We start from the raw sequence: 26,262 nt of genomic DNA, 5'->3' as shown, positions 1-26,262 counted from the left end.
GCGACGGGGCCCGGTCAGCCGTGCCCGGCCACCGCGTACGCCCGTACGGACCAGAGCGAGTAGCCGTACTCGGTGGCCCGTGCGTCGCCCTGGACACGGATGAAGCGCGTGTCCTTCGCGTCCATCCGCACCGACTCCTGCCCGCCCGCGCCCTCCCGGACGGTCGCCGCGGTGCGCCAGGTGCGGCCGTCGGACGAGACCTGGACGCGGTAGCGCGCGGCGTACGCGTCCTGCCAGTCGAGCACCACCCGGCCGAGCCGGACCGGGGCGGGCAGTTCCGCCTGCCACCAGGCCGCGTCATCGGGCGGTGAGGACCAGCGGGTCTCCGGGTCGCCGTCCGAGGCGGCGGACGCCGGGAAGTCCGCGGTCTCCTCGCCCGAGGCGGAGGCGGCGGCCCCGCGCAGCAGGTCGGGTCCGGCGGTGCGCGGGTAGGCCCGGACGGTCAGGGTGGTCCGCTCACCGCCGAAGCTGAACGGCACCTCGTACTCGCCCGCCGGGGTGTCCGCCGGCACCTCGATCTCCACCGGGACCTCGGTCCGGGTCCCGCGCGGCACGGTCGTCCGCTTCGGCACCCGGACCTCGATGCCCTCGGGGGCCTTCGCGGTCAGCCTGCCCCGCACCTCGGCCGGGCGGCGGCCGGACAGCCGGGCCCGCACCTCCTGCGGCCCGCCGCCGATCACCGCGTCCGTCTCGCCGCGTGCGAGGTCGAGCCGGGCGGCGGGCTCGTCACCGAACCACGGAACCAGCGACCGCACGTCCGGGGCCGTCCCCGCACCGGCGGACGCGACCGCCAGGGGCGGGATGATCAGGGGCGGCTCCCCGGCGACCACGGGGGTGGCGGCCGGCCGGCTGATCCGGACCGCGTCGGCCCGCAGCCCCTGGCCCGCCGCCTGGGTCCAGCCGCTCTCCGACAGCGGGCCGAGCGCGTGCCAGCCCTCGCCCGGCACATGGGCCTGGAGCGTGGCGCCCGAGTTCCCGGCGCCCGGCAGGGTCGTCGCGGTGACGGCCTCCAGCTCCCTGGCCCGGTCCAGGCGCACCGTGTAGCCGCCCGGGGCCTCGGTCACCTTGCCGCCCGCCCGGTCCGTGCCGGTCCAGGAGGCCGCCTCCTCGCGCGTCCGGTCCAGGAACGGGCCGAGCACGCCCTCACCGACCGTCGCCCCGTCCGCCGCGATGGCCCCCCGCACCGGCTCCAGCGCCAGCGAAGCCTGCCAGGCGGCCGCACCGTCCCCGCGCGCCTGGGCCCGGAGCTGATCGACGGCCAGCTCACCGGCCCGGCCGTAGCGGGACAACTGCGCGGTCCAGGGCCGCACTTCCTCGCCCAGCCGCCCGCCGGCCGTCGCCGCCAGCTCACCCGGGGCCTCGCGCATCACGGTGAACGCGTCCCGCAGCCGGTCCGCCGCCCGGTCCAGGGCCTTCGCGTCGGCGCCCGCGTACGCCTTCCAGAACGCGCTGATCAGCGGCCGCAGATACGCCGACTCGGTGCCGCCCAGCACCGAGCCCGCGCTGTTGCCCGCCAGCGCGCGCAGCGCCTTCCCGCTGCCACTGTCCCCGCCCGCGAGGTCGTCGATGGCGGCCTGCCAGGACTCCTCGGCCCGGTACGCCTTCGGGTTCCACGCGAAGTCGGCCGAGGTGAACAGCGGGATGCGGGAGGCGGACGGCTGCTCCATGGCGTTGGCCAGCAGCGCCGCCGAGCCGGCCGCGACCGCCGGGTCCCGCCCGGTGTACGGGCCGAGGAAGATCCGGTCCTGCGCGTAGTCGTTGACCGGGTAGTTGTCCATGGTCACCAGCGGATGGCGGAACGCGGCCCGCGCCCCGGCCAGTTCGCCGCCCGTGATGGTTCTCGGCACGACCCCGACGCCCGTCCAGGCGACCTGCACGTCGTCCGCCAGCCGTGCGGCAAGCGCCGTGCGGTACTCCGTGGCGCCGTCCTGGTAGAACTCCGTCGGCATCACCGACAGCGGCTCCGCGCCCGGGTGGCGCCCCGCCAGATGCCGCGCCACGCCGTTCACGACGCGGGCCTGTGCCTCCGCCGCCGCCTCGGGGCCGCTGCCGAAGGTGTCCGCGTCGGCCGAGCAGTGCCACTCGCTGTAGCTGACGTCCTGGAACTGCACCTGGAAGACCCGCACCCCCAGGTCCCACATCGCCTCGATCTTCCGGTTCAGCGCCTTCAGGTCCCCGTCCGAGGACAGGCACATGGACTGCCCGGGGGCCACCGCCCAGCCGAGCGTCACATGCGCGGCCCGCGCCCGTTCGGCCAGCGCCCGGAAATCCGCCCGCCTGCCCTCCGGGTACGGGTCGCGCCAGCGGGCCTGCCGGTACGGGTCGTCACCCGCCGCGTACAGATAGCGGTTCTGCTTGGTGCGGGCCAGGAAGCCGATCTGCGCGAGCCGTGCCTCCTGGCTCCACGGCTGCCCGTAGAACCCCTCGGTCAGCCCGCGCACCGGGGTGGACGGCCAGTCCCGGACGGTGACGGCGGCGACCTCGCCGCCCCGGATCAGCCGGCGCAGCGTCTGCACCCCGTGGAACAGCCCGTCCCCGCCGACGCCGTCCAGGGCGACGGCGGCGCGCCCGGCGATCCGGCCCGTCGCGAGCCGGTAGCCGCCGGACGGCAGATCGGCGCGGTCCGCGGCGCCCAGGGCGCGCAGCGCGTCGGACGCCCCGTCGCCGCCGAGCCGGATCACCGGCCCGGCGCCCGGCAGCGCCTCGTGGACGGTCCGCACTCCCGCGTCCCGCAGGACCGCGCGCAGAGCGGCCACGGCGTACGGGTCGGCCGCCGCGTCGGCGACCAGGGTGACCGCGTCGCCGAGGGCGACCGCCTTCCCGGCGGCCTCGATGCTCTGCGGGCGCGGCCACACGGCGGGCGGCGTGGTGCCCTGCGTACGGCCGGGGCCCGCCACGGCGGTGGTACCGGGGTCCGCGGGGGCGGCGAGGGAGGGCGGGGCTCCGGCGGCGAGCAGCCCGCCGAGCACGGCCACGGCGACGGCCGTCGCCCGCGTCCTGGGCCTGAGCCGCATCCCTGTTCTCCCCTCGCTCCCACCGCCGGCCCCCGAGCCCACCACCCCGCGCGCGAGAGTGTCAACGCAAGGGGTGATCGGTACGGAAATGCCCGATGTGAGCGGTGTGATGAACGGGATGCGCGGGACGGGGCAGCACGCGAAAGACAGCGCCGAATGGCCGAAAAAAGCGAATGTCTTGCGGACAATCGGCCTTCCGGGAACGGATTGTGACCCGGAACACGTTGAACTCGTTGTCGTAACGCCTGGTCTGCGGCGGCGTCCGCTGGGTAGGTCTGCTCCGTCCTGTTCTCCACGGCCAGGAGGCCACCATGCCCGCCACCGCGCAGCTCCTGCTCTCCGACCTGCCCAAACAGGTATCCGGCCCCGACCCGCTGATCAGCGCCTGCCCCGCCACCGCGCCCGGCCCGCTCACCAGCGAAGCGCCGCTCGCCGACGCCATACCCCTGACCAGCGAGCCGCCGCTCGCCGAGGCCGTCCCCCTGACCAGCGAGCCCCCGCTCGCCGTCCTCGCCCCGCTGACCAGCGAACCGGCCATGTCCGGCAGCGCGTGGGGCACGGAGTCCCCAGGAGTCTGAATGGGCTTGTCCCGGCTCGCCGCACTGCACGGCGTCGCCACCTCCTTCTCCCCGTCCGCCGGAGTCACCGCGCCCGTCCCCGAAGGCACGGTCGTCGCCGTGCTCCGAGCGCTCGGCGTCGACGCCACCACACCCGAAGCGGTACGGGACGCGCTCGCCGCCGCCGAGTCGGCGGCCCGCTCCCGGCTGCTGCCCGCCACCGTCGTCGTGTGGTCCGGGGAGCCCCTGCCCGCCGCCCTGACCGGCCTGCCGCCCGGCACGGAGCTGACCGTCCGTCCCGAGCAGGCCGACGGAACCGGGCCGGACCGGATGCGGGTCCCTGGCGGGGGAGGGCATCCGGCCGACCCGGCCGCCACGCCCCGCTGGTGGGCCGAGCCGCCGCTCGGGGTGCACCGGCTGACCGCCCGCGCCCCCGGCCGCGCGGACCGCTCCTGCACGCTCGTCGTCGCCCCGGCCCGCGTCCCGCAGCCGCCCGGCCGCACGCACGGCTTCCTCGTCCAGCTCTACTCGCTGCTCTCCGCCCGCTCCTGGGGCATGGGCGACCTCGGTGACCTCGCCGACCTCGCCTCCTGGGCCGGCCGCGGCCTCGGCGCCGGATTCGTCCAGATCAACCCGCTGCACGCGGCGGTCATCGGCGACCCCACCGACCCCTCCCCCTACCGCCCGTCCTCCCGGCGCTTCCCCGACCCGGTGCACCTGCGCGTCGAGTCCGTCCCGGAGTACGGGCACGCCACCGACCCGGCCGCCCTCGACGAACTGCGCCGCGAGGCCGCCGAGCTGAGCGACGCCGTGCTGAGCAAGGGCGCCCTCATCGACCGGGACGCCGTCTGGGCGCTCAAGCGCCGGGCCCTGGAACTGCTCGTCGCCGTCCCGCTCACCCCCGGCCGCCGCGCCGCCTACTGCGACTTCCTCGCCGCGCAGGGCCGGGCCCTGGAGGACCACGCCCTGTGGTGCGCGCTCGCCGAGGTGCACGGCTCCGACTGGCACCACTGGCCGGCCGAGCTGCGCGACCCCCGCTCCGACGCCACCGCCCGCGCCCGCTCCGAACTGCTCGACCGGGTCGACTTCCACTGCCGGCTCGCCTGGCTGACCGACTCCCAGCTCGCCGACGCCCAGCGCGCCGCCCGGGACGCCGGGATGGCCGTCGGCATCGTCCACGACCTCGCCGTCGGCGTGCACCCCGGCGGCGCCGACACCTGGGCCCAGCAGGACGCCTTCGCCCACGGCATGTCCGTCGGCGCGCCCCCGGACGCCTTCAACGCGCGCGGCCAGGACTGGGGGCTGCCGCCCTGGCGCCCCGACACCCTCGCCGCCTCCGGCTACGCCCCGTACCGCGGACTGCTGCGCGGACTCCTCGCCCACGCGGGCGCCCTGCGCATCGACCACGTGATGGGCCTGTTCCGGCTCTGGTGGGTGCCCGAGGGCCGCCCGCCCACCGAGGGCACCTATGTCACCCACGACGCGGAGGCGATGCTCGCCGTCCTGGTCCTGGAGGCGCACCGGGCCGGCACCGTCGTCATGGGGGAGGACCTGGGCACCGTCGAACCGGGCGTCCGCGAGGCGCTGGCCCGGCGCGGCGTCCTCGGCACCTCGGTGCTCTGGTTCGAACGGGACTGGTCGGGCACCGGCCGCCCGCTCGCGCCCGAGCAGTGGCGCGAGGACTGCCTGGCCACCGCCACCACCCACGACCTGCCCTCCACCGCCGCCCGGCTGACCGGCGACCATGTGACGCTGCGCCACAGCCTCGGCCTGCTCACCCGCCCGCTGGACGAGGAGCGCCGGGAGGACGGCGCCGACACGGCCGAGTGGCTGGCCCTGCTCGCCCGGCTCGGGATGCTCCCGGAGGGCGAGGACGACGAGGAGGCGGCCGTCCGGGCCGTCCACCGCTTCCTGCTGAGCACCCCCGCCCGGATGGCCGGGGTCTGGCTCCCCGACACGGTCGGCGACCGCCGCCCGCAGAACGTCCCGGGCACCTGGGACCAGTACCCCAACTGGCGGCTGCCCATCGCCGACGCGGAGGGCCGCCCGGTCATGCTGGAGGAGCTGGCCGCCTCGCCCCGGCTGCACCGCCTGATGGACGTCCTGCGCCCCTGTCAGGAGCCTCCGGGTGCCGGTGCGGTGCCTTCCGGGACCCGTACGGCACCCCCGGGCGCGCGGCCCTCCTAGGCGTTCGCTACGTTTGCACCGTGGACAAGAAGAACGCTATGCGCGCCGGCGCCGTCGCCGCCGGAACGACGCTGATGATGCTGCTCATGTCGTCCCCCGCGCTCGCGCTCATCCGCGACGACGGCGACGACCCGGGTCCCGGCCTGAGCGTGATCGACACGGTCGGGCTGTACGTGGTGGCGCCCATCGTCCTGTTCCTGGTCATCGCGGGCCTGGTCATGGTCCTCGACAAGTCCAAGAAGCAGGTCTGACACCTGCCCGGTGACCAGGGCCCCCGGGCCCCGGTCCCGCCCCGCACAGCGCGGGCGCGCCGCACGGTAGCCGCTACCGCGCGGCGCACACGCATGTCCGGACCTCCCCCCGGCGGTAGGTTGCGGCCATGACCGAGTGGGACGTCAAGAAGCTCCGCATCCTGCGCACCCTGCGCGACCGGGGCACGGTCACCGCGACCGCCGAAGCCCTGCTGATGACCCCGTCGGCCGTCTCCCAGCAGCTCTCCAACCTGGCGAAACAGCTCGGCGTGCCGCTTCTGGAGGCCCAGGGCCGGCGCGTCCGGCTGACCGACGCCGCCCACCTCGTGCTGCGCCACGCCGAGGCGGTCTTCGCCGAACTGGAGCGCGCCGACGCCGAACTGACCGGCTATCTGCGCGGCGAGGCGGGCGAGGTGCGCGTCGCCGCCTTCGCCACCGCCGTACCCGCCCTCGTCGTCCCGGCCGTCCAGCGGCTGCGCGCCGACGGCCGCCCCGGCCCGCACGTCCGGGTCCGGGAGGCGGAGGCCGCCCGGGCGTACGAGCTGCTGGCCGCCGCCGATGCCGACCTGGCCCTGTCGCTGGCCGCCCACGCGCCGACCGCCGCCGATCCCCGGTTCGCCGTGCTGCCGCTGCTTGCCGACCCGCTCGACGTGGCCCTGCCGGCCGGGCACCGGCTCGCGGACGCGGCCGGGCTGCGGCTGGCCGACCTGTCCGCCGAGCCGTGGATCTTCGGCGGCTCGGAGCCCTGGTCGGAGATCACCACCGCCGCGTGCCGGGCCGCGGGCTTCGTACCCGAGCAGGCGCACAGCGCCTCCGGCTGGACCGCCATCCTCGCCATGGTCGCCGCCGGCATGGGCATCGCGCTGGTCCCGCGCATGGCGTCGGCGGAACGGCACGGCCGGGACGGCGTGGTGCTGCGGGTGCTGGACGCCGACCGGCCCCGGCGCCATGTGGTCGCCGCCGTCCGGCGCGGTGCGGAGGAGGGGCCCGCGGTGGCCCGGCTGCTCGAAGCGCTGCGCGAGGTCGCGGAACCGTTCAGTCTGCCTTAACGATCCGTGCGAAAACTTTCGATGGACCTGATCGCTCCCGCGTACGACAGTGAACGCATGACCTTCGAACAGAACGACCCGGGCGCACGGAATGAGAACCGCCACGAGACCACCCCCGACGACCCCCACGCCAACGACGCGGCGCCGTACGGCGGCGGCGACCCGTACGCCGACTACCGCACCGCCGCCCACCTCCCCTTCACCGGCCTCGTCGACCTCGCCGACCGCCGCCTCGGCGCGGGCGTGATCGCCGCCAACGACGAGTTCTTCGCCCAGCGCGAGAACCTCCTGCTGAGGGAGCGCGCGGTCTTCGACCCCGAGCACTTCGGCCACAAGGGCAAGATCATGGACGGCTGGGAGACCCGCCGCAGGCGCGGCGCCGACGCCGGGCACCCCTTCCCGGCCCCCGACGCGCACGACTGGGCCCTGATCCGCCTCGGCGCCCCCGGCATCATCCGCGGCATCGTCGTGGACACCGCCCACTTCCGCGGCAACTACCCGCAGCGCGTCTCCGTCCAGGCCACCTCGGCCGAGGGCTCGCCCGGCCCGGACGCACTCCTCGCCGACGACGTGAAGTGGGAGGAGATCGTCCCCCCGACGCCCGTACGCGGCCACGCCGCCAACGGCTTCGAGATCACCGACAGCCGCCGCTACACCCACATCCGCCTCTGCCAGCACCCCGACGGCGGCATCGCCCGCCTGCGCGTGCACGGCGAAGTGGTCCCCGACCCGTCCTGGCTCGCCACGCTCGGCACGTTCGACCTGATCTCGGTCCTGAACGGCGGCAGCTACGAGGACGCCTCGGACCGCTTCTACTCCTCGCCGACCCAGATCATCCTGCCCGGCACCTCCCGCAAGATGGACGACGGCTGGGAGAACCGCCGCCGCCGGGTCCGCGACACCAACGACTGGGTCCGCTTCCGGCTGCCCGCCCAGGGCGCCGTCCGCGCGGTCGAGATCGACACCGCCTACCTCTTGGGCAACGCGGCCGGCTGGATCGCCCTCCAGGGCCGGGACGGCGAGAGCGGCGAGTGGTTCGAGATCATCCCGCGCACCCGGCTCCAGCCCGACACCCCGCACCGCTTCCCGCTGCCGTCCGAGGCCGTGGTCACCCACGTCAGGCTGGACGCCTTCCCCGACGGCGGGGTCGCCCGGATGCGCCTGCACGGCTCCCTGACCGAGTCCGGAGCCGCCGCACTCACCACCCGCTTCGAGGCCTCGGCCCCGTAACGACCGGCCCCGTAACGACCGGCCCGTAACGACCTCACCCACGACAGCGAGCGGGCTCCCGACGCCCTGCGGTCGTATGCACCCCCTGCTCCCGCCCGGCGGACGGCTGCGCGTCAGCGCCTGCCCGCCGGGCGGTCTCCAGCAGGACCGCTACGCGGTGGCCGCCGCCGCGTCCGCCGCCCGCGCCCGCAGCGCCCGCTCCACACCCGAGCGGGACTCCGAGACCAGCCGGCGCAGACCCGCGCCCGGCTCGGCCGATGCCAGCCAGGCGTCCGTGGCGTCCAGGGTCTCCTGCGAGACCTGGAGCGCCGGGTACAGGCCGATCGCGACCTGCTGGGCCATCTCATGGCTCCGCGAGTCCCAGACGTCCTTCACCGAGGCGAAGAACCGCTCCGCGTACGGGGCCAGCAGCTCACGCTGGTCCGTCTGCACGAAGCCGGCGATCACCGCCTCCTGCAGGGAGTTCGGCAGCTTGTCGGACTCCACGACCGACGCCCACGCCTCGGCCTTCGCCTCCTCGGAGGGCCGCGCCGCACGGGCGGCCGCCGCGTGGCGCTCACCCGCCGCCGTCCGGTCGCGGGTGTACTCGGCGTCGATCTCGTCCTCGTCCAGCAGCCCGTTGGCCGCCAGCCGCTGCACGAACGCCCAGCGCAGCTCGGTGTCGACGGCCAGGCCCCCGACCTCCTCGGTGCCGTCGAGCAGCGACTGCAACAGGTCCAGCTGCTGCGGGGTGCGGGCGGTGGCCGCGAAGGCGCGCGCCCAGGCCAGCTGGTGGTCGCTGCCCGGCTCCGCCGCGCGCAGGTGCGCGAGCGTCGCCTCGGTCCACTGCGTCAGACCCGCGTCGCGCCACTCGGGCGCCGCGTACAGGTCGAGCGCCATCTTCACCTGGCGGTGCAGCGACTGCACGACCCCGATGTCGGACTCCTTGCCGATCCCGGACAGGACCAGCGCGAGGTAGTCGCGGGTGGCCAGCTCGCCGTCCCGGGTCATGTCCCAGGCCGAAGCCCAGCACAGGGCGCGCGGCAGCGACTCGGTGAAGTCGCCCAGGTGCGCCGTGACGACCCGCAGCGACTCCTCGTCGAGGCGGACCTTCGCGTACGACAGGTCCTCGTCGTTGAGCAGGACGACGGCCGGACGCGCGGTGCCGGCCGGGAACGGCACGGTGGTGCGCTCGCCGTCCACGTCCAGCTCGATCCGGTCCGTACGCACCAGCTTCCCGGCCTCGTCGAGGTCGTAGAAACCGATCGCGATGCGGTGCGGCCGCAGCGTCGGCTCGCCCTTCGCGCCTGCGGGCAGCGCGGGCGCCTCCTGAAGCACGGTGAACGAGGTGACGTGACCGTTCCCGTCCGTCTCGATCTCCGGGCGCAGGACGTTGATCCCGGCCGTCTCCAGCCACGCCTTCGACCAGGTCTTCAGGTCGCGGCCGGAGGTCTTCTCCAGCGCGCCCAGCAGGTCGGCCAGCCGGGTGTTGCCGAAGGCGTGCGCCTTGAAGTACGCCTGGACGCCCTGGAAGAACTCGTCCATGCCGACGTACGCCACCAGCTGCTTCAGGACGGAGGCGCCCTTGGCGTACGTGATGCCGTCGAAGTTGACCAGGACGTCGTCCAGGTCGCGGATGTCGGCCATGATCGGGTGGGTCGAGGGCAACTGGTCCTGCCGGTAGGCCCAGGTCTTCATGGAGTTGGCGAACGTGGTCCAGGAGTGCGGCCACTGCGAGCCCTCGGCGTACGCCAGGCAGGCGATCGAGGTGTACGTGGCGAACGACTCGTTCAGCCAGAGGTCGTTCCACCACTCCATCGTCACGAGGTCGCCGAACCACATGTGGGCCAGCTCGTGCAGGATCGTCTCGGCCCGCGTCTCGTACGCCGCGTCCGTCACCTTGGAGCGGAAGACGTACTGGTCGCGGATGGTGACCGCGCCCGCGTTCTCCATCGCGCCCGCGTTGAACTCCGGGACGAAGAGCTGGTCGTACTTGGCGAACGGGTACGCGTAGTCGAACTTCTCCTCGAACCAGTCGAAGCCCAACCGGGTCACGTCGAAGATGGCGTCCGCGTCCAGGTACTCCGCGAGCGACGGCCGGCAGTAGATGCCGAGCGGAACGGTCCGGCCGTCCTTCTCGTAGCTGCTGTGCACCGAGTGGTACGGGCCGACGATCAGCGCGGTGATGTACGACGAGATCCGGGGCGTCGGCTCGAACGACCAGACGTCGTCCCTCGGCTCGGGCGTCGGCGAGTTGGAGATCACGGTCCAGCCGGACGGGGCCTTCACGGTGAACCGGAAGGTCGCCTTCAGATCGGGCTGCTCGAAGCTCGCGAAGACGCGGCGCGCGTCCGGCACCTCGAACTGGGTGTAGAGGTAGGCCTGCTCGTCGACCGGGTCGACGAAGCGGTGCAGCCCCTCGCCCGAGTTGGTGTACGAGCAGTCGGCGACGACCTTCAGCTCGTTGGCACCCGCCAGCAGGTGCGGCAGGGTGATGCGCGAGTCGCGGAACACGGCCGCGACGTCCAGGGCCCTGCCGTTCAGTTCGACCTGGTGCACCGCGGGGGCGACCAGATCGATGAAGCTCTCCGCACCGGCTTCGGCGGAGTCGAAGCGCACGACGGTGACGGACCGGTAGGTCCCGCCCTCCTGCGCCCCGGAGAGGTCGAGATCGATCTCGTACGCGTCCACGGTCAGCAGGCGCGCCCGCTCCTGTGCCTCTTCGCGGGTCAGATTCGTGCCAGGCACGCGGTCATCTCCTTGATCTGTGATGTTTCCCGTCATCCTTCCACGGCCTCGCACCCAGGGCGATGTCCGATTTCCGCCGGACCGGGGGGCCGCGTCGCGGCACGCTCGTCGTATGACCACATACGAGGCACGCGCGATCGGCCCGGACGCGCTCAAGGAACTCCGGGAGACCGACGACGCCGGGCGTCCCTGCGTCCCGTACACCGCCACCGAAGCGGGCAGCCCGCTGCGGTGCTGCCTGCGCGGCAACGAGGCGGGGGAGCGCGTCGCCCTCGTCTCCTACGCACCCCTGCGGCGGTGGGCGGCCGAGACCTGGGCCCGCCCGGGGGCGTACGACGAGCAGGGACCCGTCTTCATCCACGCCGAGGAGTGCGAGGGGCCGGCGCCCGGCCGGAAGGGCTATCCGTTCTCCCGGGCGGGCGCGCTGCGGACCGTACGGCGCTACGACGCGGACGGCCGCATCGCGGGCGGCCGGCTGCTGGAGATCCCGGCGGACGAGGAGCGGGGGTACGACGAGGCGTTCGCGGAGGCGTTCGCGGACCCGGAGGTGGCCCTGGTCCACGTACGCGCGGTGGAATACGGCTGCTGGCACTTCGAGGTGCGGCGCGCCTGAGCCCTCCCGGGGCGCCGCACCGGACCCCGCTCCTCGACCGCCGAGCGGGCTGGAAATCCAGCTCCTCCGGGGATCGAGGGCACGCGGGGTCCGGGCCGAGAGGTCAGCCCCGCAGCTCCGCCGCCACCAGCTCCGCGATCTGGACCGCGTTCAGCGCCGCGCCCTTGCGCAGGTTGTCGTTGGAGACGAAGAGCGCGAGGCCGTTCTCCACGGTCTCGTCGTTGCGGATGCGGCCCACGAAGGACGCGTCCTGCCCGGCGGCCTGGAGCGGGGTCGGGATCTCCGAGAGCTCGACGCCCGGCGCGTCGTTCAGCAGCTCGTACGCGCGCGCCACGCCGATCGGGCGGGCGAAGCGGGCGTTGACCTGGAGGGAGTGGCCGGAGAAGACCGGGACCCGGACGCAGGTGCCGGAGACCTTCAGCTCCGGGATCTCCAGGATCTTGCGGGACTCGTTGCGGAGCTTCTGCTCCTCGTCCGTCTCGAACGAGCCGTCGTCGACGATCGAGCCGGCCAGCGGCAGCACGTTGAAGGCGATGGGGCGCTTGTAGACGGCGGGCTCGGGGAAGGCGACGGCCGATCCGTCGTGGGTGAGCTTGTCCGCGTCGGCGACGACCTCGGACGCCTGGCCGTGCAGCTCGGCGACGCCGGCCACACCGGAGCCGGAGACCGCCTGGTACGTGGCGACGGTCAGCGCTTCGAGGCCGGCCTCGTCGTGCAGCGGGCGCAGCACCGGCATGGCGGCCATCGTGGTGCAGTTCGGGTTGGCGATGATGCCCTTGGGGCGGTCGGCGATCGCGTGCGGGTTGACCTCGGAGACGACCAGCGGGACCTGGGGGTCCTTGCGCCAGGCGGAGGAGTTGTCGATGACGACGGCGCCCTGCGAGGCGACCTTCTCGGCCAGCGCCCTGGAGGTGGCGCCGCCGGCGGAGAACAGCACGATGTCCAGGCCGGTGTAGTCGGCCGTGGAGGCGTCCTCGACGGTGATGTTCTGTCCCTGCCACTCGATGCTGGAGCCCGCCGAGCGCGCGGAGGCGAACAGCCGCAGCTCGTCGGCCGGGAACTTCCGTTCGGCCAGGATGCTGCGCATGACTGTGCCTACCTGACCGGTGGCGCCGACGATTCCGACCTTCACAGGAACTCCCTCAGACATACGAACGGGCACGGTTGCCGTTCCATGATGCGTATGTCCACGGCTGCCTTGTCCAATCCATTGTCCGGCCTGCGGACAAGGGCGCGGACGCACAGATGGGGCGGGCGCCCGGTGAGCGCCCGCCCCACTGTTGTACGGATCACATGTTCAGCACGGTGTGGCTACGGTGTGACCTTCTCGATCACGACGCTGCCGGTGCCCGCGGAGGTGCCCCGGGCGTTCACCAGGCTGATCTCGCCGAAGAACTGCCGGCCCTCGGGCGCGGCGCCCGCGACCTCGACCTCGGCACCGACCTCGGCCGAGGCGCCGGAGGCCAGGTTCACGGCCCTCGACTCGTCGACGGAGATCGTGCCGAGCGACGCGGAGTAGTACACGTCGCGGTAGTCGTACTCGGTGGTCCCGGCCGGGACGTCGTAGCCGTCGACGACGACCGTGTACGTGCCGGCGGCCGGCTTCACCAGGCTGACGGACTCCTCGGAGCCCGCCGTGGTGGAGGCGCCCACCTGGGCGGAACCCTTGAAGATGTACAGGTCGAGGTCGGCGTTGGCGTCCGAGGTGCCGCCGATGGCGAAGTCCAGCTTCTCCACGCCCTCACCGATGGTGACCTCCTTGACGTACTCGCCGCCCGTGGAGATCGAGGGACGCTCGACGGCGGCCGAACCCAGCGAGCCGCCCGCGAGCCTGCCCTCCAGCGCGCCCGCGTTGTTGGTGACCGTCCAGTCCACCGTCGCCGGGGTGCCGATCTTCGCCTCGGCGATGGTCTGCACCGCCGGGTCGAAGGTCGCGCCGAGCAGCGCGACATCCAGCTTGTACGGGTTGTCCAGCAGCGGCGACGTGCGCCGGGCCTCGACCTCGATCTCCCAGACGCCGGCCTGCGGGTCGGGGTACGAACGCACGTCGGGGCGGCAGGTGTTGGACGGGTTCTCGTAGTTCGGGTAGCAGTACGGCGTCCCGCTGTCGTCGACCGCGACTCCGTACGGGTGGATCGAGATGAAGCGGGTCTGGCTGCCCGAGCGCAGCGCGCTCATCGAGACCTCAAGGGTCTTGGCGCCCTCCGGCACGGTCACGAAGTACGACGTGGTGCCGTTGCGCTGCACCGAGCCGGACGCCTTGAACGCGTACGACGGCTTCGCCAGCTCCTTGGAGACGACGACCGTGGCGAGGATCTGCTGATCCGTTCCGGCGGTCTTCTTGTCGTCCAGCTCCAGGATCGCGCTGTGCACGCCCGCGCTGCCCGGCTTCGCCTGGACCTTGACCGTCACCGGCTTGCCGAGCGGCAGGGCGACCTTCTTCGAGCCGACCAGCTTGAAGGTGCCGTCGTTGTACTTCCAGGAGAGCTTGTGCTCGACCTTCTTGTCCGGGCCCGTGGTGCGGGTGACCGTGACGTCGTAGGTCTTCTTCTGGCCGGCCTTGAGGCCGCCCTCGCGGTCGTAGAGGCCGGTGCCGAAGCCCGGGGTCTTCAGCGCGAAGTCGATCGCGGTGTCGACGGGGGCCTTGACCGTGTACTCGTGGGCCGGGGAGCCCTGCTTCTTGATCAGCTTCCAGGCGTCCACGATGTTGATCAGACCGGCGCCCTGGGCGTGCGCGGGCACGTCCTTGATCCGGGTGGCGGTGCTGGTCAGCGCGGTGCGCAGGTCGGCCGGGGGCAGCTCGATGTGCTTCTGCTTCGCGGCGGACAGCAGCAGCGCGGTGGCGCCCGCGGCCTGCGGGGACGCCATCGAGGTGCCCTGGAGCATGGAGTAGCCGGCCGGCAGGGAGTAGCCCGCCTCGGCGACCGGCGAACCGGGCAGCCAGGTCTGCGTCGAGTTGATCGAGGCGCCGGGCGCCGTCAGGGTCGGCGTGAAGCCGCCGTCCTCACGCGGGCCGCGCGAGGAGAAGGGCAGCATGTCGTACTTCTTGGTGACGGCCGAGCCGTAGTTGGCGGCCCAGGTCTCCTTGGAGATGGACGCGCCGACCGAGATGACGTGGTCGGCGAGGCCGGGGTCACCGATGGTGTTGACGCCGGGGCCGTCGTTGCCGGCCGAGATGACGAGCTGGACGCCGTAGATGTCGACCAGGCGCTTGTACAGCTCGGCGCGGGCGTTGTTGCCGTCGTTGAGCGCCGGCAGACCGCCGATCGACATGTTGACGACGTCGACGCCGCGGTTCACGACGAGGTCGATCATGCCCTCGGTGAGCGCGATGTTGGTGCAGCCGCCGGACCAGGTGCAGGCGCGCGATGAGACGATCTTCGCGCCGGGCGCGGCACCGTTCATCTTGCCGCCGAACAGGCCGTTGGCGGCGGTGATGCCCGCGACGTGCGTCCCGTGCTCGGACTCGATGACCCCGATGTTGACGTAGTCGGAGGTGTCGCCCGCCGCGTTGTAGACGACGTTCTCGCGGTTCTCCACGACGAACGGGATGCGCTCGACGACGTCGGTGCGCGGGTCGTCCTTGCCGAAGTAGGAGACCTGGTGCTTCTCCTTGTACGGCTTGAGCGCGGTGTCGTCGGTGAAGTCCGCGTTGTCGTTCAGGTCGACCCGGGTGGTGCCGGTGACCGGGTCGTAGAGCACGGCCCAGGTGTCGGTGGTGTCGCCGTCGCGGTTGAGGTCGCCCGCCATGTCGCCGCCCTTGGTGGCGGCTTCGGCGAACACGCTGATCCGGTACGAGCCCTTGGGGGCCTTGTACGTACGCCCCTTGTAGGTGAACACCGGACCGGAGACGGCGTCCGTCATCCGCAGCCAGGTGCCGTCGCCGTCGCTGACCGGGTCGGTCGCGGTCACCCAGTCGACGATCTTGCGCTCACCGGTCGTCGTCTTCTGGAGCGCGGGGTGACCGAGGTCGACGCCCGCGTCCAGGACACCGATGGTGATGCCGCGGCCGTCGGCCTTCGGGTTCTTCTTGACGAAGTCGACCGCACCGGTCTCGAAGGACGGGTTGTACGGGTTCTTCGCGGGGGTCTTCTTCCCGGGCGCCGCGTAGGTCCCGGTCGACTTCACCTTGGCCTTGCTGCCGGTCGCCCGGTCGGCCGCGGGGGTCGGGTCGTCCAGCATGATCTCCTGCTTGAGATCGATGCCGTGGACGGAGCTGAGCTTCGACGCCGCCTTGATGGTGGCCTCGGCGGCGGAGGTCGGCACGGTCGCCCGTACGTACCCGAGCTTGTCGTACGCACGCCCCAGCACGGACCCCTTGACGGCGTCCAGCTGCTTGGTGACCTGCTCGGTCGCACCGGGGGTGGTGGCGACCATCATGGTGATGTTCTTCTCGCCCTTGGCCTTGGCCTTGGTCAGGACTTCGGCGTCGGCCGTGCCCAGCTTGTCCGCCGGGGCGGTGCCGGCGGCCTTCACGGGTGCGCCGGCCGGGTCGTCGGCGGCGAAGACGGGGGTGACACCGGTGGCGGCCAGCGCGGCCACCAGACTGGCGGCGGCCGCCACACGGGCCGCACGTCTCGCGCCGGATATGTAACCGGGGGATTCGGAGGTCATCAGCATCCCTGTATGTGAAAGAGAGAGTCCGGAAATCGGTACCGGATGACCGCTCACCCTTTCGTAAATGACAGGGGTTTGTGGAGAGTTGCAGGAGGCTTGTTGCGGACATGGCGGAATCCCGCCACTGTGACGGAAGCGTCAGCGGGGGCGAACGGGGCGATACGTACCAATCGGCGAAGCCCTTGCCCGCGAGCGGGCAAGGGCTTCGGTCTCACGCCGGACGGGCCGTCACCGGATCAGGCCACCGCGTCGACCGCCTGCGCCCGCAGCCCCCGGGCGAGGTCGTCGCGCGCCTCCAGCACCAGCCTGCGCAGGGCCGGCGCCGCGTCCGCGTGCGACTCCAGCCACGCGTCGGCCGCCGCCAGCGTGCCGGGGCTGTCCTGGAGGGACGGGAACAGGCCCCTGACCACGGCCATCCCGATCTGGATGGACCGCTCGGCCCACACCCGCTCGATCGCCTCGAAGTACCGCTCGGCGTACGGCGCCAGCAGCTCCCGCTGCGAGGGCTGCGCGAAGCCCGCGATCGTCGCCTCCACCAGCGCGTTGGACAGCGCGTCCGACTCCACGACATCCGCCCACGCCCGCGCCTTGACCTCGGCGGACGGCCGGGAGGCCAGGCACCGCACCTGGTGCCGCTCGCCGGACGCCGTGTCGTCCCGGGCCAGTTCGGCGGCGACCGCCGACTCGTCCGCCACCACATGGGCGACCAGCGGGGTGAGGAACGCCCAGCGCAGCTCCTGGTCGACATCGAGCCCGTCGATCCTGGCCGTGCCGTCGAGCAGCCCGGACAACAGCTGGAAGTCCGTGGCCGACGCGGCGACCGAAGCGAAGAACCGGGCCCAGGCGAGCTGGTGCTCACTGCCGGGCTCCGCGAGCCGCAGCTCGCCGAGCGCGCCCTCGGCCAGCGCCCGGCCGCCCTCCTCGCGCCACTCGGGAACCGCGTAGTGCGCCAGCGCGGTGCGGGTCCAGGCGTGCAGCATCTGGAGCACCCCGATGTCCGTCTCGCGCCCGGCGAAGGCCAGGACCAGCGAGACGAAGTCACGGGCCGGCATCAGCCCGTCCCGGGTGAGGTTCCACAGCGCCGACCAGCACAGGGCGCGCGCCAGCGGGTCCGTGATGTCGCCCAGGTGCGCCCGCAGCGTGGCGAGCGACACCTCGTCGAAGCGGACCTTGCAGTACGTCAGGTCGTCGTCGTTGACGAGGATCAGCTCGGGCCGCTCGGCCCCGGCCAGCTCCCCGATCACCGTGCGCGGCCCCGACACGTCCGCCTCGGCACGCGCGTAACGCACCAGGTCGCCGTCCGGGTCGCGCCGGTACAGGCCCACCGCGACCCGGTGCGGCCGCAGCTCCGGGTGGGACTCGGCGGCCTCCTGGAGGACCGCCAGCTCGGTGATCCGGCCCGCCGCGTCGTAGGTCGCCACCGGGGTCAGCGAGTTGACGCCCGCCGTCTGGAGCCAGGAGCGCGACCAGGCGGTCATGTCCCGCCCGGAGGTGTCGGACAGCACCGACAGCAGGTCCCCGAGCCGGGTGTTGCCGTACGCGTGCTTCTTGAAGTAGCGCCGGGCACCCTCCAGGAACGCGTCCCGCCCCACGTACGCCACCAGCTGCTTGAGCACGGAGGCGCCCTTGGCGTACGTGATGCCGTCGAAGTTCAGCTTGGCGTCCTCCAGGTCACGGATGTCGGCCGTGACCGGGTGCGTGGAGGGCAGCTGGTCGGCGCGGTACGCCCACGACTTGCGGTTGTTGGCGAAGGTGATCCAGCCGTCCTGGAAGCGGGTCGCCCCGACCATCGCGAAGACGCCCATGAAGTCGGCGAAGGACTCCTTCAGCCACAGGTCGTCCCACCACCGCATGGTGACGAGGTCGCCGAACCACATGTGCGCCATCTCGTGCAGGATGACGTTGGCCCGGCTCTCGTACGACGCCTGCGTCACCTTGCCGCGGAAGATGTACTCCTCGCGGAACGTGACACAGCCCGGGTTCTCCATCGCGCCGAGGTTGTACTCCGGCACGAACGCCTGGTCGTACTTCCCGAACGGGTACGGGTAGTCGAAGTTGTCGTGGAAGAAGTCCAGGCCCTGCTTGGTGATCAGGAAGATGTCGTCGGCGTCGAAGTGCTTGGCGAGCCCCTTGCGGCACAGCGCGCCGAGCGGGATCTCCAGCGTCGTGCCGTCCTCGAAGGTGCGGCTGTAGGAGTCCGTGACGTAGTGGTACGGACCGGCGACGACCGCAGTGATGTACGTCGAGATCGGCTCCGTCTCGGCGAACCGCCACACCCCGCCCTCGCGGGACTCCTCCGCTCCGTTGCTCCAGACCGTCCACTCCTCGGGCGCCGTCACCCGGAAGCGGTAGGGGGCCTTGAGGTCGGGCTGCTCGAAGTTGGCGAAGACACGGCGCGCGTCCGCCGGCTCGTACTGGGTGTAGAGGTAGACCTCGCCGTCCTCCGGGTCGACGAACCGGTGCATGCCCTCGCCGGTACGGCTGTACGCGCACTGCGCGTCGACCACCAGGACGTGCTCGCCCTCCGTCAGGTCCGCCAGCGCCACCCGTACCCCGTCGAAGACGGCCGCCGGGTCCAGCGCCACCCCGTCCAGGGTCACCGCGTTCACGGCGGGCGCGATCAGGTCCGCGAAGGTCGACGCGCCGCCGCGCGCCGCGCGGAACCGGATCGTCGTCACCGAGCGGAACGTCGGCGGACCGGCGGTCCGGTCGTCCCGGCCGGGCTCACCTACCGCGGAACGCACGTCGAGTTCGACGTCGTAACCGTCGACGGTCAGCAGCTCGGCCCGCTCGCGGGCCTCGTCTCGGGACAGGTTCTCACCGGGCACGAGCACACTCCTTTGTGTCACGTTCGAATAGTTTGATCCTCCCATGCCGCCTTCCGGCCGGGCACTCGGGAATGGCCGGAGCGCCCCGCGGTGTTCTCGCGCACAGAGTGAGATCGGTCCGCATGAGGAGAGACATGTCTGACAACAGCACGGCAACCGGCAAGACCCCCGCCGATTTCTGGTTCGACCCGCTCTGCCCGTGGGCCTGGATGACCTCCCGCTGGATGCTGGAGGTGGAGAAGGTCCGCGACGTCGAGGTCCGCTGGCACGTGATGAGCCTGGCCGTACTCAACGAGAACCGGCTGGACGAGCTGCCCGACGAGTACCGCGACATGCTGGAGAACAAGGCCTGGGGCCCGGTCCGCGTGGTGATCGCCGCCCAGCAGAAGCACGGCGACGCCGTCGTCGGCCCGCTCTACACGGCCCTCGGCACCCGCTTCCACAACAAGGGCGAAGGCCCCACCCGGGAAGCGATCGCGGCCGCCCTGAAGGACGTCGGCCTGCCCGCCGAACTCGCCGACTACGCGGACTCCGACGCCTACGACACCGAGCTGCGCGCCTCCCACCGGGAGGGCATCGAGAAGGTGGGCCAGGACGTCGGCACCCCGGTCATCGCCGTGCCCGGCGCGGACGGCGAGCAGATCGCCTTCTTCGGCCCGGTCGTCACCCCCGCCCCCAAGGGCGAGGAGGCGGCGAAGCTCTGGGACGGCACCCTGCTGGTCGCCTCGATCCCCGGCTTCTACGAGATCAAGCGCACCCGGACCCAGGGGCCGATCTTCGACTGAGCCGGCACGGCGGACACCCGGCAGACGCGGGGCCCGGCCGGACGGCCGGGCCCCGCGGCGCCGCTGTGACGCTGTGACGCTGCTGTGACGGTGAATGTGACCTGGAGCACAGCCCGGCGCGGCACTCTTTGATCTTCTGGGCGGATGCGCCCCGCCACCGCCCTCGCCCTGTGTGCCGCCCTCGCGAGCACCGCGCTGCTCACCGGATGCGGGAAGGAAACGGCCGGGTCACGGGCCGCGTCGCCCGGCGCCACCTGCGCGTCGCCCACACCGGTCGACGACCCCTCCGGGCGCAGGTGGGACAACGCGCGCGTCATCAGCAGCGACTGCGGTCCCTCCGGCGCCCCGTCCACCGGGTTCGAGGTCACCAACACGGAGAAGGAACCGCTCACCTTCACCATCACCTTCACCCTGCTGAACGGCTTCGGCGAGGCCATGGACAACACCACGCGCACGGTCGAGGCCGTCCCGCCGGGGCAGACCGTGCGCCGCCCCCTCGACGCGGGGGACGGCCCCGGCTCCGCCCGGACGCGGCAGGCCCGGATCATCAAGGTGCGCGCCGTCCCCGCCAAGGAGGCGTCCGACGCCGGGGCATGCCCGGTCTCCGGGGTCCGCATCACGAACGACCGGGGCGACGCCGCGATGGGGCTGCGCGTCGTGGGCATCGTCCTGGAGAACTGCGGCACCACTGACTACCGCCTCGACGGCTACCCCGCACTCCAGCTGCTCGGCGAGGACCGCGAACCGGTCACCGGGGTGGACATCCTGCACGGCACCGACAAGATCTCCACCGGCATCGGCGGAAGCGACGCGCCCCAGCCCGTCAGCCTGCGCCCGGGGGAGTCCGCCCGCGCGACCCTCGCCTGGCGCAACACCACCACCGAGGGCGACCCGGTGAACGCCCCCTACGTCCGGGTCACCGCGAAGCCCGGGGCCACGCCCGTGACGGTGACCCCGGAACTCGACCTCGGGACGACGGGCCGACTCGGCGTCGGCCCGTGGACGAAGACCCCGCTGACGTGACGGTCAGGCGTAGAAGTCCCGCTGCCACCGGTGGCCGGCCAGCACGGCCAGCTGGCCGGCGGTGAGCGGATTCCCGTCGCTCAGCGCGGTGTTGCGCTCCACGTTGCGCACACTGCGCATGCCCGGGATGACCGTGGAGACCGCCGGGTGGCTCAGGACGAACCGCAGCGCGTGCTCCGCGATCGCGTCCTGCTCGATGCCCAGGTCGGCGACGATCGCCGCGACGCGCCGCTCGACCTCGGCCGGGCGGTCGTCGCGGAAGTACCGGTTGCGCCAGTCGCCCTCGGGGAACGTCGTGCCGGCGGTGATCCGGCCGGTCAGCCCGCCCTCGTCCAGCGCGACCCGCACGATCACCCCGACCCCGTGCTCCTGGCAGGCCGGCAGCAGCGCCTCGGCCGGGGCCTGGTCGAACACGTTGTAGATGACCTGCACGCTGTCCACCACGCCGCTGCGGACGAGCGCGAGGGCGCTGTCGGGCAGATGGTCGTTGACGGAGACACCGAACAGGCGGATCTTCCCCTCCTGCTTCAGCGCGGCGACCGTCTCCAGCCAGTCCCCGCGCCCCACCCACTCGTCGTTCCAGACATGGAACTGGAACACGTCGAAGTGGTCCAGGCCGGACGCGCGCAGGCTCGTCTCCAGGCTGGTACGGATGTGCTCGCCCGGGAACGCGTCGGCCGGGTCGATGCCGTCCTTCGCCGGCCACACCCCGTTCCCCGGCGGCACCTTGGTGGCCACCAGCACCTCGTCACCGGACCGTTCACGCACGACCTGCCCGACGATGCGCTCGCTCTCGCCGTAGCCGCGCGCCGTGTCGATGAAGTTCACGCCGAGGTCGATCGCCCGGTTGAGGGCGCGTACGGACTCGTCCCGCGTCGCCCCCACCCAGCTCGACTCACCGATGCCCCAGGCCCCGTAGCCGATCTCCGACACCGAAAGTCCGCTGCGTCCCAGCTCGCGGTAGCGCACAGTCATCCTCCACCTCGTCGTCCGGCTCCGCCCGGTGCCCGTCGCCTCCAGGGCGCACACCGGGCCGACCCTAGGCGACGCGCCCGCCCCGGGGCAGGTGGTTTTACGGGTGCTCAGCCGCCGACCGGGCTGCCGATCGAGACCCGGTCACCGACCCGCACCACGCCCTCGCGGACCACCGCGTTCTTCGCGCCGAAGCTGACCTTGTTGCCGTACTCCGGCTCCCGCCGGTACGTGGCCAGGGTGCGCAGCGGCTCGGGCCCCGCGCCGCGGCCGGTCAGCTGGTCGACGAGCGTGACGTTGCACCGCAGCGCCTTCACGGAGTGCGCGAGTTCGACGGTGCCCAGGGTCATCCGCGCCGCCCCGTCCTCGAAGTGCGGTGTGTCGTCACCGGTCAGCACGATGTTGGGGCGGAAGCGGTCCATGGGCACGGGCGCGGCGCCCCGGGCGGTGATCCGTTCGTTGAGACCGGCGAGGGAGGCGGTCGAGGTGACCAGGACCGCGTGCGCGTCGGCGAAGTTGAGCTTGCCGGGGGTGTCGCCCCAGCCGTCGCGGTCGAAGCCGGGGACCACCCGGACCAGCCGGGAGGGGAGCCCGAGCGCGTCGGAGAACCACTGCGCGGCCTCGTCCCCCTGGTCGACGGCCGGCCCGAGGTCCTTGCCGAACATGCTGACCTCGCGGCGCGGTCCGTCCGGGACGATGTCCGTGCGCAGCGCCCCGACCCCCTCGGTGAAGAGGGCCAGCACGGTCCCGGAGTCCAGGACCTCGGCCCTGAGCACGGCCATCGCGGGGTGGGCGCGCTGGCTGCGGAACGTGCCCTCGGCCGCGTCGACCACCATGAACGTACGGTCGTGTTCGAGGCCGGTCCCGGTGACCCGCGCCGTGTCGACCCTGACCCCGGCACAGCCCTTGACCGGGTAGTACGCCAGCTCCCGGACGGTGATCGTCATGATGTCCTCCTCATGGCGGACATCATGGCACCCGCCTCGCACCCCGTGAGTTCCTTTTCTGAACCCACTGCCCGGCGGGGCGGGCGGAAGAGAGGCCCCCGCCTGTCACGTCCAGGCGGGGGCCTCCCCTTCATCCGCCTGCCCGGTGAAGGTTGAGAAGACGATCACGAGGCAGGACGTCCGGTGCGGCGCCCGGGGCGCGCCGGGTCAGGGGGCGAGCAGCAGGACGTCCGCGCGCTCCTTGGCGGCGGCGTAGCGCTTGGCCACGTCCTGCCAGTTGACGACGGCCCACATCGCCTCGATGAAGTCGACCTTCTGGTTCTTGTACTGGAGGTAGAAGGCGTGCTCCCAGGCGTCGAAGACGAGGACCGGGACCGAGCCCTGCCCCACGTTGCCCTGGTGGTCGTAGACCTGCTCGACGATCAGCCGGCCGCTGACCGGCTCGTACGCGAGGACGCCCCAGCCGGAGCCCTGCGTGGTGGCCGCGGCCTTCGTCAGCTGGGACTTGAAGCCCGCGAAGGACCCGAAGGACTCGGTGATCGCGTCCGCGAGGTCGCCGACGCCGTCCGCCGCGAGGGGCTCGCCGCCACCGTCACCGGTCATGTTGTGCCAGTAGATGGAGTGCAGGATGTGGCCCGAGAGGTGAAAGGCGAGGTTCTTCTGGAGGCCGTTGATCGCTCCCCAGGTCCCCTTGTCGCGAGCCTCCTCCAGCTGCTCCAGGGTGTCGTTCGCGCCCTTCACGTACGCGGCGTGGTGCTTGTCGTGGTGGAGCTCGACGATCTGCGGATTGATGACCGGTTCGAGCGCGGCGTAGTCGTACGGGAGTTCCGGGAGCGTGTACGTGGCCATTGGTTTCGAACCCTCCAGCTGCTGAGCTGTTGTTATTGCAACCTATATGCAGGAGCAGGCTAACAGCAGGAGTGGCTGATAGGGGGTCAGCCCTTTGTCCTAGGGCCTGTCGTGCCGCTGGTGTACGACTCCGATCGCGGCCAGGGCCGCGGTGAGGGCCCCCGAGGCGAGCAGCTGGTCGCGGGTGCCGGGCTGGCGGAGCATCAGGACGAAGATGCCGGCCATCGCGAGCAGTGCCGCCACCGTCAGCCCCGGGAACAGCCACATCCGCACCACGAGCCGCTCCGGCGTCCCGCGTTCCAGCCGGGCGCGCAGGATCAGCTGGGAGACGGCGATGAAGATCCAGACGACCAGGATCACCGCGCCGGTCATGTTGAGCAGCCAGGGGAAGACGTCGTCGGGCCGCCAGTAGCTCAGCAGCACACATAGGAAACCGAAGGCGGAGGAGACCAGGACCGCCGTGCGCGGCACCCCGGCGGACACCCGGCCCAGCCGCCGGGGGCCCTGGCCGCGCGCCACCAGCGAGCGGGCCATCCGCGAGGCGCCGTAGATGTTGGCGTTCATCGCGGAGAGCAGCGCGACCAGGATGACCACGTTCATGATCTGCGCCGCCCGGCCGATGCCGAGGTGGTCCAGCGCCGCGTAGAACGGCCCCACCGCCACGACCTCCGGATCGCTCCACGGGACCAGCGTGACGACGACCGCCATCGAGCCCACGTAGAACAGCGCGATCCGCCACATCGCCGTCCGCACCGCCGTCGCGACGCCCCGCACCGGGTCCTTTGACTCGGCGGCGGCGATCGTGACGGTCTCCAGGCCGCCGTACGCGAACAGGGAGGCGAGCAGCCCGATGACCAGCCCCTCGGCGCCGTTCGGCAGGAAGCCGCCCGCGCCGCTCAGGTTGGCGGTGCCCGGCGCGTCCGTGCCCGGGAGCAACCCGAGGACCGCCAGCACGCCCAGCACCAGGAACAGCGTGATCGCGGTGACCTTGAGCGCGGCGAACCAGAACTCGAACTCGCCGAACCTCGCCACCGAGGCCAGGTTCGCGCCCAGGAACATCACCATGAACAGCGCCACCCAGGCCCACTCCGGGGTCCCGGGCAGCCAGCCCGTGACGATCTTCGCCGCGCCGATCCCTTCGAGCCCGACGGCGACACAGAGCAGCACCCAGAACGCCCAGCCCACCGTGAACCCCGCCCACGGGCCGATCGCCCGCTCGGCGTGGACGGAGAACGAGCCGGACGCCGGATCGGCCGCCGACATCTCGCCGAGCATCCGCATCACGAGCATGACCAGCAGCCCGGAGACCGCGTACGCGACGACGATCGAGGGACCCGCGGCGGCGATCCCCGTGCCGGAGCCGACGAAGAGCCCGGCGCCGATGACACCGCCCAGCGCGATCATCGACAAGTGGCGCTGCTTGAGCCCGTGCGAGAGGGCGGTGCCGGGCCCGGTGTCCGGCGCGACGGCCGGGGAGCCGGTGGGGGAGGGCGTGGGGGGCCGGGACATGGACGAGCTCTGTTCGTTCGGTGGGGCGGAGGGGCGTCCTCCAGTCTGAACACGCGTCCCGGCCACCGGGAACCGTGGTCCGGTATGCGGTCACCGCCCCCGTACCGCACCCCTACGGGGCGGCGGGCGGCGGGCCGCCGTCACGGGGCGGGCTTTTAGAGGGAGTTCACAGTCCCGCCCCCGCGCCCGCTCCCGGGCGGCGCCGGGAGAACGCGCCCCCACCACCGTGACAAGCATCACGCCTCGCGATGATTGCGTGGCCCACGTTGTGTGAATCCCACCAACGCCCCAACCGCCGCTTTGTGGGCCGCTGATGGTGATCGAGCGCGACTCCGTCGGCTAACGTCAGGCTCAGTCCGTCCCTGTCTGCCCTCACCCCGCGGAGTCCCGATGAGCACTGCTGCCGCCCCCGTCCGTACCGGAGTGGTCCTCGCCGACCTGCTCCCCGCCGTCCGGCACCGCTACGCCGTGGACACCGCCCTCGTGCTCGGCGGCGCCGCGCTCACCGGCATAGCCGCCCAGATCGCCGTGCCGGTCCCGGGCTCCCCGGTCCCGGTCACCGGCCAGACCTTCGCCGCGCTCCTCGTCGGCACCGCGCTCGGCGCCCGCCGCGGCTTCCTCTCCCTCGCCGTGTACGCGCTCGTCGGCATGGCGGGCGTGCCGTGGTTCGCGGGCGGCAGCTCCGGCGCGGGCGGCGCCTCCTTCGGCTACGTGCTCGGCATGCTGCTCGCCGCCACCGTGGTCGGCGGCCTCGCCCGCCGCGGCGGCGACCGCTCGGTGCTGCGCACGGCCGGCACGATGGTGCTCGGCTCCGCGATCATCTACGCGGTCGGCGTGCCGTACCTGGCGCTGTCCACCGGCATGTCGGCGAGCGCCGCGATCGCCGCGGGCCTGACGCCGTTCCTGCTCGGCGACGCGCTGAAGGCGGCGCTCGCCATGGGCGCGCTGCCCACCTCCTGGAAGCTCATCGGCCGCCGGGGCTGACCAGGCCACCGCTTCCGTAAGGACCTCCGAAGAGGCTCGCCGGGTCGTACCGCGACACCAGACCGTCGAGCCTCTCGGCCGTCCGCGCACACCCTTCGTCGGTCACCCGGCGCCGCTCGT

Annotated in this window: 18 protein-coding genes; 9 read left to right on the top strand and 9 right to left on the bottom strand. The window is 72.6% G+C overall.

All coding sequences use genetic code 11. From position 1 onward, the window contains the following. Nucleotides 1-14 precede the first annotated feature (14 nt). The gene (locus P8A18_RS10290) at nucleotides 15-3,014 is read right to left on the bottom strand and encodes a beta-N-acetylglucosaminidase domain-containing protein (protein WP_306053594.1); all 3,000 of its coding nucleotides are present in this window, start codon (nucleotides 3,012-3,014) and stop codon (nucleotides 15-17) included. Nucleotides 3,015-3,325: 311 nt separating this feature from the next. Here P8A18_RS10290 and P8A18_RS10285 point away from each other — a divergent pair, with 311 nt between their 5' ends. The 5 genes from P8A18_RS10285 to alc all read left to right on the top strand — a co-directional run bounded on the left by P8A18_RS10285 (nucleotide 3,326) and on the right by alc (nucleotide 8,288). Next, nucleotides 3,326-3,592, top strand: coding sequence for a hypothetical protein (locus P8A18_RS10285; protein WP_306053593.1), 267 nt, complete (start codon nucleotides 3,326-3,328; stop codon nucleotides 3,590-3,592). Next, nucleotides 3,593-5,758 carry a 4-alpha-glucanotransferase gene (gene malQ / locus P8A18_RS10280; RefSeq protein WP_306053590.1) on the top strand — a complete coding sequence of 722 codons (2,166 nt, stop codon included), beginning with the start codon at nucleotides 3,593-3,595 and terminating at the stop codon, nucleotides 5,756-5,758. It begins immediately after the preceding gene. A gap of 20 nt (nucleotides 5,759-5,778) precedes the next feature. After that, nucleotides 5,779-6,009 carry a hypothetical protein gene (locus P8A18_RS10275; protein WP_234018165.1) on the top strand — a complete coding sequence of 77 codons (231 nt, stop codon included), beginning with the start codon at nucleotides 5,779-5,781 and terminating at the stop codon, nucleotides 6,007-6,009. A gap of 128 nt (nucleotides 6,010-6,137) precedes the next feature. After that, on the top strand, nucleotides 6,138-7,058 hold the full coding sequence (locus P8A18_RS10270; RefSeq protein WP_306053589.1) for a LysR substrate-binding domain-containing protein: 921 nt from the start codon (nucleotides 6,138-6,140) through the stop codon (nucleotides 7,056-7,058). 57 nt (nucleotides 7,059-7,115) lie between these two features. Next, nucleotides 7,116-8,288: an allantoicase gene (alc, locus tag P8A18_RS10265; protein WP_306053587.1), complete on the top strand. Its 1,173-nt coding sequence runs from the start codon at nucleotides 7,116-7,118 to the stop codon at nucleotides 8,286-8,288. Nucleotides 8,289-8,438: 150 nt separating this feature from the next. On the opposite strand, the gene pepN (P8A18_RS10260) is transcribed toward alc, so the two are convergent. Then, nucleotides 8,439-11,015, bottom strand: a complete 2,577-nt coding sequence (gene pepN, locus P8A18_RS10260; RefSeq protein ID WP_306053586.1) for an aminopeptidase N — start codon at nucleotides 11,013-11,015, stop codon at nucleotides 8,439-8,441. Between the two features lie 112 nt (nucleotides 11,016-11,127). Here pepN (P8A18_RS10260) and P8A18_RS10255 point away from each other — a divergent pair, with 112 nt between their 5' ends. Beyond that, nucleotides 11,128-11,628 (top strand): DUF1203 domain-containing protein, encoded by a 501-nt coding sequence (locus P8A18_RS10255; protein WP_306053585.1) that lies wholly within the window; start codon nucleotides 11,128-11,130, stop codon nucleotides 11,626-11,628. A gap of 103 nt (nucleotides 11,629-11,731) precedes the next feature. On the opposite strand, the gene P8A18_RS10250 is transcribed toward P8A18_RS10255, so the two are convergent. The 3 genes from P8A18_RS10250 to pepN (P8A18_RS10240) all read right to left on the bottom strand — a co-directional run bounded on the left by P8A18_RS10250 (nucleotide 11,732) and on the right by pepN (P8A18_RS10240) (nucleotide 19,073). Then, the gene (locus P8A18_RS10250) at nucleotides 11,732-12,760 is read right to left on the bottom strand and encodes an aspartate-semialdehyde dehydrogenase (protein WP_306053582.1); all 1,029 of its coding nucleotides are present in this window, start codon (nucleotides 12,758-12,760) and stop codon (nucleotides 11,732-11,734) included. 179 nt (nucleotides 12,761-12,939) lie between these two features. Further along, nucleotides 12,940-16,248, bottom strand: coding sequence for a S8 family serine peptidase (locus tag P8A18_RS10245; protein WP_306053580.1), 3,309 nt, complete (start codon nucleotides 16,246-16,248; stop codon nucleotides 12,940-12,942). 233 nt (nucleotides 16,249-16,481) lie between these two features. Continuing rightward, entirely contained in the window at nucleotides 16,482-19,073 is a 2,592-nt protein-coding gene (pepN, locus tag P8A18_RS10240; protein ID WP_306053578.1) for an aminopeptidase N, read from the bottom strand. A 134-nt stretch (nucleotides 19,074-19,207) separates the two neighbouring features. On the opposite strand from pepN (P8A18_RS10240), the gene P8A18_RS10235 reads away from it, so the two are divergent. Both P8A18_RS10235 and P8A18_RS10230 read left to right on the top strand, forming a co-directional pair. Then, complete coding sequence (locus tag P8A18_RS10235; protein WP_306053577.1) at nucleotides 19,208-19,858, top strand: mycothiol-dependent nitroreductase Rv2466c family protein; 651 nt, start codon at nucleotides 19,208-19,210, stop codon at nucleotides 19,856-19,858. Between the two features lie 144 nt (nucleotides 19,859-20,002). Then, nucleotides 20,003-20,881: a DUF4232 domain-containing protein gene (locus tag P8A18_RS10230; RefSeq protein ID WP_306053575.1), complete on the top strand. Its 879-nt coding sequence runs from the start codon at nucleotides 20,003-20,005 to the stop codon at nucleotides 20,879-20,881. A 3-nt stretch (nucleotides 20,882-20,884) separates the two neighbouring features. Here P8A18_RS10230 and P8A18_RS10225 read toward each other — a convergent pair whose 3' ends face one another. From P8A18_RS10225 to P8A18_RS10210, 4 genes are all read right to left on the bottom strand, one after another. Next, nucleotides 20,885-21,850 (bottom strand): aldo/keto reductase, encoded by a 966-nt coding sequence (locus P8A18_RS10225; RefSeq protein ID WP_306060802.1) that lies wholly within the window; start codon nucleotides 21,848-21,850, stop codon nucleotides 20,885-20,887. A gap of 113 nt (nucleotides 21,851-21,963) precedes the next feature. Continuing rightward, nucleotides 21,964-22,800, bottom strand: a complete 837-nt coding sequence (locus P8A18_RS10220; RefSeq protein ID WP_306053574.1) for an MOSC domain-containing protein — start codon at nucleotides 22,798-22,800, stop codon at nucleotides 21,964-21,966. 207 nt (nucleotides 22,801-23,007) lie between these two features. Continuing rightward, nucleotides 23,008-23,649 (bottom strand): superoxide dismutase, encoded by a 642-nt coding sequence (locus tag P8A18_RS10215; RefSeq protein WP_306053572.1) that lies wholly within the window; start codon nucleotides 23,647-23,649, stop codon nucleotides 23,008-23,010. A 99-nt stretch (nucleotides 23,650-23,748) separates the two neighbouring features. Continuing rightward, nucleotides 23,749-25,158, bottom strand: coding sequence for an amino acid permease (locus P8A18_RS10210; RefSeq protein WP_306053571.1), 1,410 nt, complete (start codon nucleotides 25,156-25,158; stop codon nucleotides 23,749-23,751). 390 nt (nucleotides 25,159-25,548) lie between these two features. Between P8A18_RS10210 and P8A18_RS10205 the strand changes: the two genes are divergently transcribed. After that, complete coding sequence (locus tag P8A18_RS10205) at nucleotides 25,549-26,142, top strand: biotin transporter BioY (protein ID WP_026249599.1); 594 nt, start codon at nucleotides 25,549-25,551, stop codon at nucleotides 26,140-26,142. Nucleotides 26,143-26,262: the final 120 nt, after the last annotated feature.

It is taken from the genome of Streptomyces sp. Mut1 (genome assembly GCF_030719295.1).
GTDB lineage: Bacteria > Actinomycetota > Actinomycetes > Streptomycetales > Streptomycetaceae > Streptomyces > Streptomyces castrisilvae.
The sequence above is the reverse complement of the archived record's forward strand: the minus strand, read 5'-3'. Positions and strand labels throughout refer to the sequence as shown.

What these genes read in the sequence shown, in the direction of transcription:
- P8A18_RS10220 (WP_306053574.1), bottom strand. Translation starts at nt 22,800, where the DNA reads ATGACGATCACCGTCCGGGAGCTGGCGTACTACCCGGTCAAGGGCTGT.
- P8A18_RS10290 (WP_306053594.1), bottom strand. Translation starts at nt 3,014, where the DNA reads ATGCGGCTCAGGCCCAGGACGCGGGCGACGGCCGTCGCCGTGGCCGTG.
- P8A18_RS10230 (WP_306053575.1), top strand. Translation starts at nt 20,003, where the DNA reads ATGCGCCCCGCCACCGCCCTCGCCCTGTGTGCCGCCCTCGCGAGCACC.
- P8A18_RS10235 (WP_306053577.1), top strand. Translation starts at nt 19,208, where the DNA reads ATGTCTGACAACAGCACGGCAACCGGCAAGACCCCCGCCGATTTCTGG.
- P8A18_RS10270 (WP_306053589.1), top strand. Translation starts at nt 6,138, where the DNA reads ATGACCGAGTGGGACGTCAAGAAGCTCCGCATCCTGCGCACCCTGCGC.
- P8A18_RS10210 (WP_306053571.1), bottom strand. Translation starts at nt 25,158, where the DNA reads ATGTCCCGGCCCCCCACGCCCTCCCCCACCGGCTCCCCGGCCGTCGCG.
- P8A18_RS10205 (WP_026249599.1), top strand. Translation starts at nt 25,549, where the DNA reads ATGAGCACTGCTGCCGCCCCCGTCCGTACCGGAGTGGTCCTCGCCGAC.
- P8A18_RS10245 (WP_306053580.1), bottom strand. Translation starts at nt 16,248, where the DNA reads ATGCTGATGACCTCCGAATCCCCCGGTTACATATCCGGCGCGAGACGT.
- P8A18_RS10285 (WP_306053593.1), top strand. Translation starts at nt 3,326, where the DNA reads ATGCCCGCCACCGCGCAGCTCCTGCTCTCCGACCTGCCCAAACAGGTA.
- P8A18_RS10215 (WP_306053572.1), bottom strand. Translation starts at nt 23,649, where the DNA reads ATGGCCACGTACACGCTCCCGGAACTCCCGTACGACTACGCCGCGCTC.
- P8A18_RS10255 (WP_306053585.1), top strand. Translation starts at nt 11,128, where the DNA reads ATGACCACATACGAGGCACGCGCGATCGGCCCGGACGCGCTCAAGGAA.
- malQ (WP_306053590.1), top strand. Translation starts at nt 3,593, where the DNA reads ATGGGCTTGTCCCGGCTCGCCGCACTGCACGGCGTCGCCACCTCCTTC.
- alc (WP_306053587.1), top strand. Translation starts at nt 7,116, where the DNA reads ATGACCTTCGAACAGAACGACCCGGGCGCACGGAATGAGAACCGCCAC.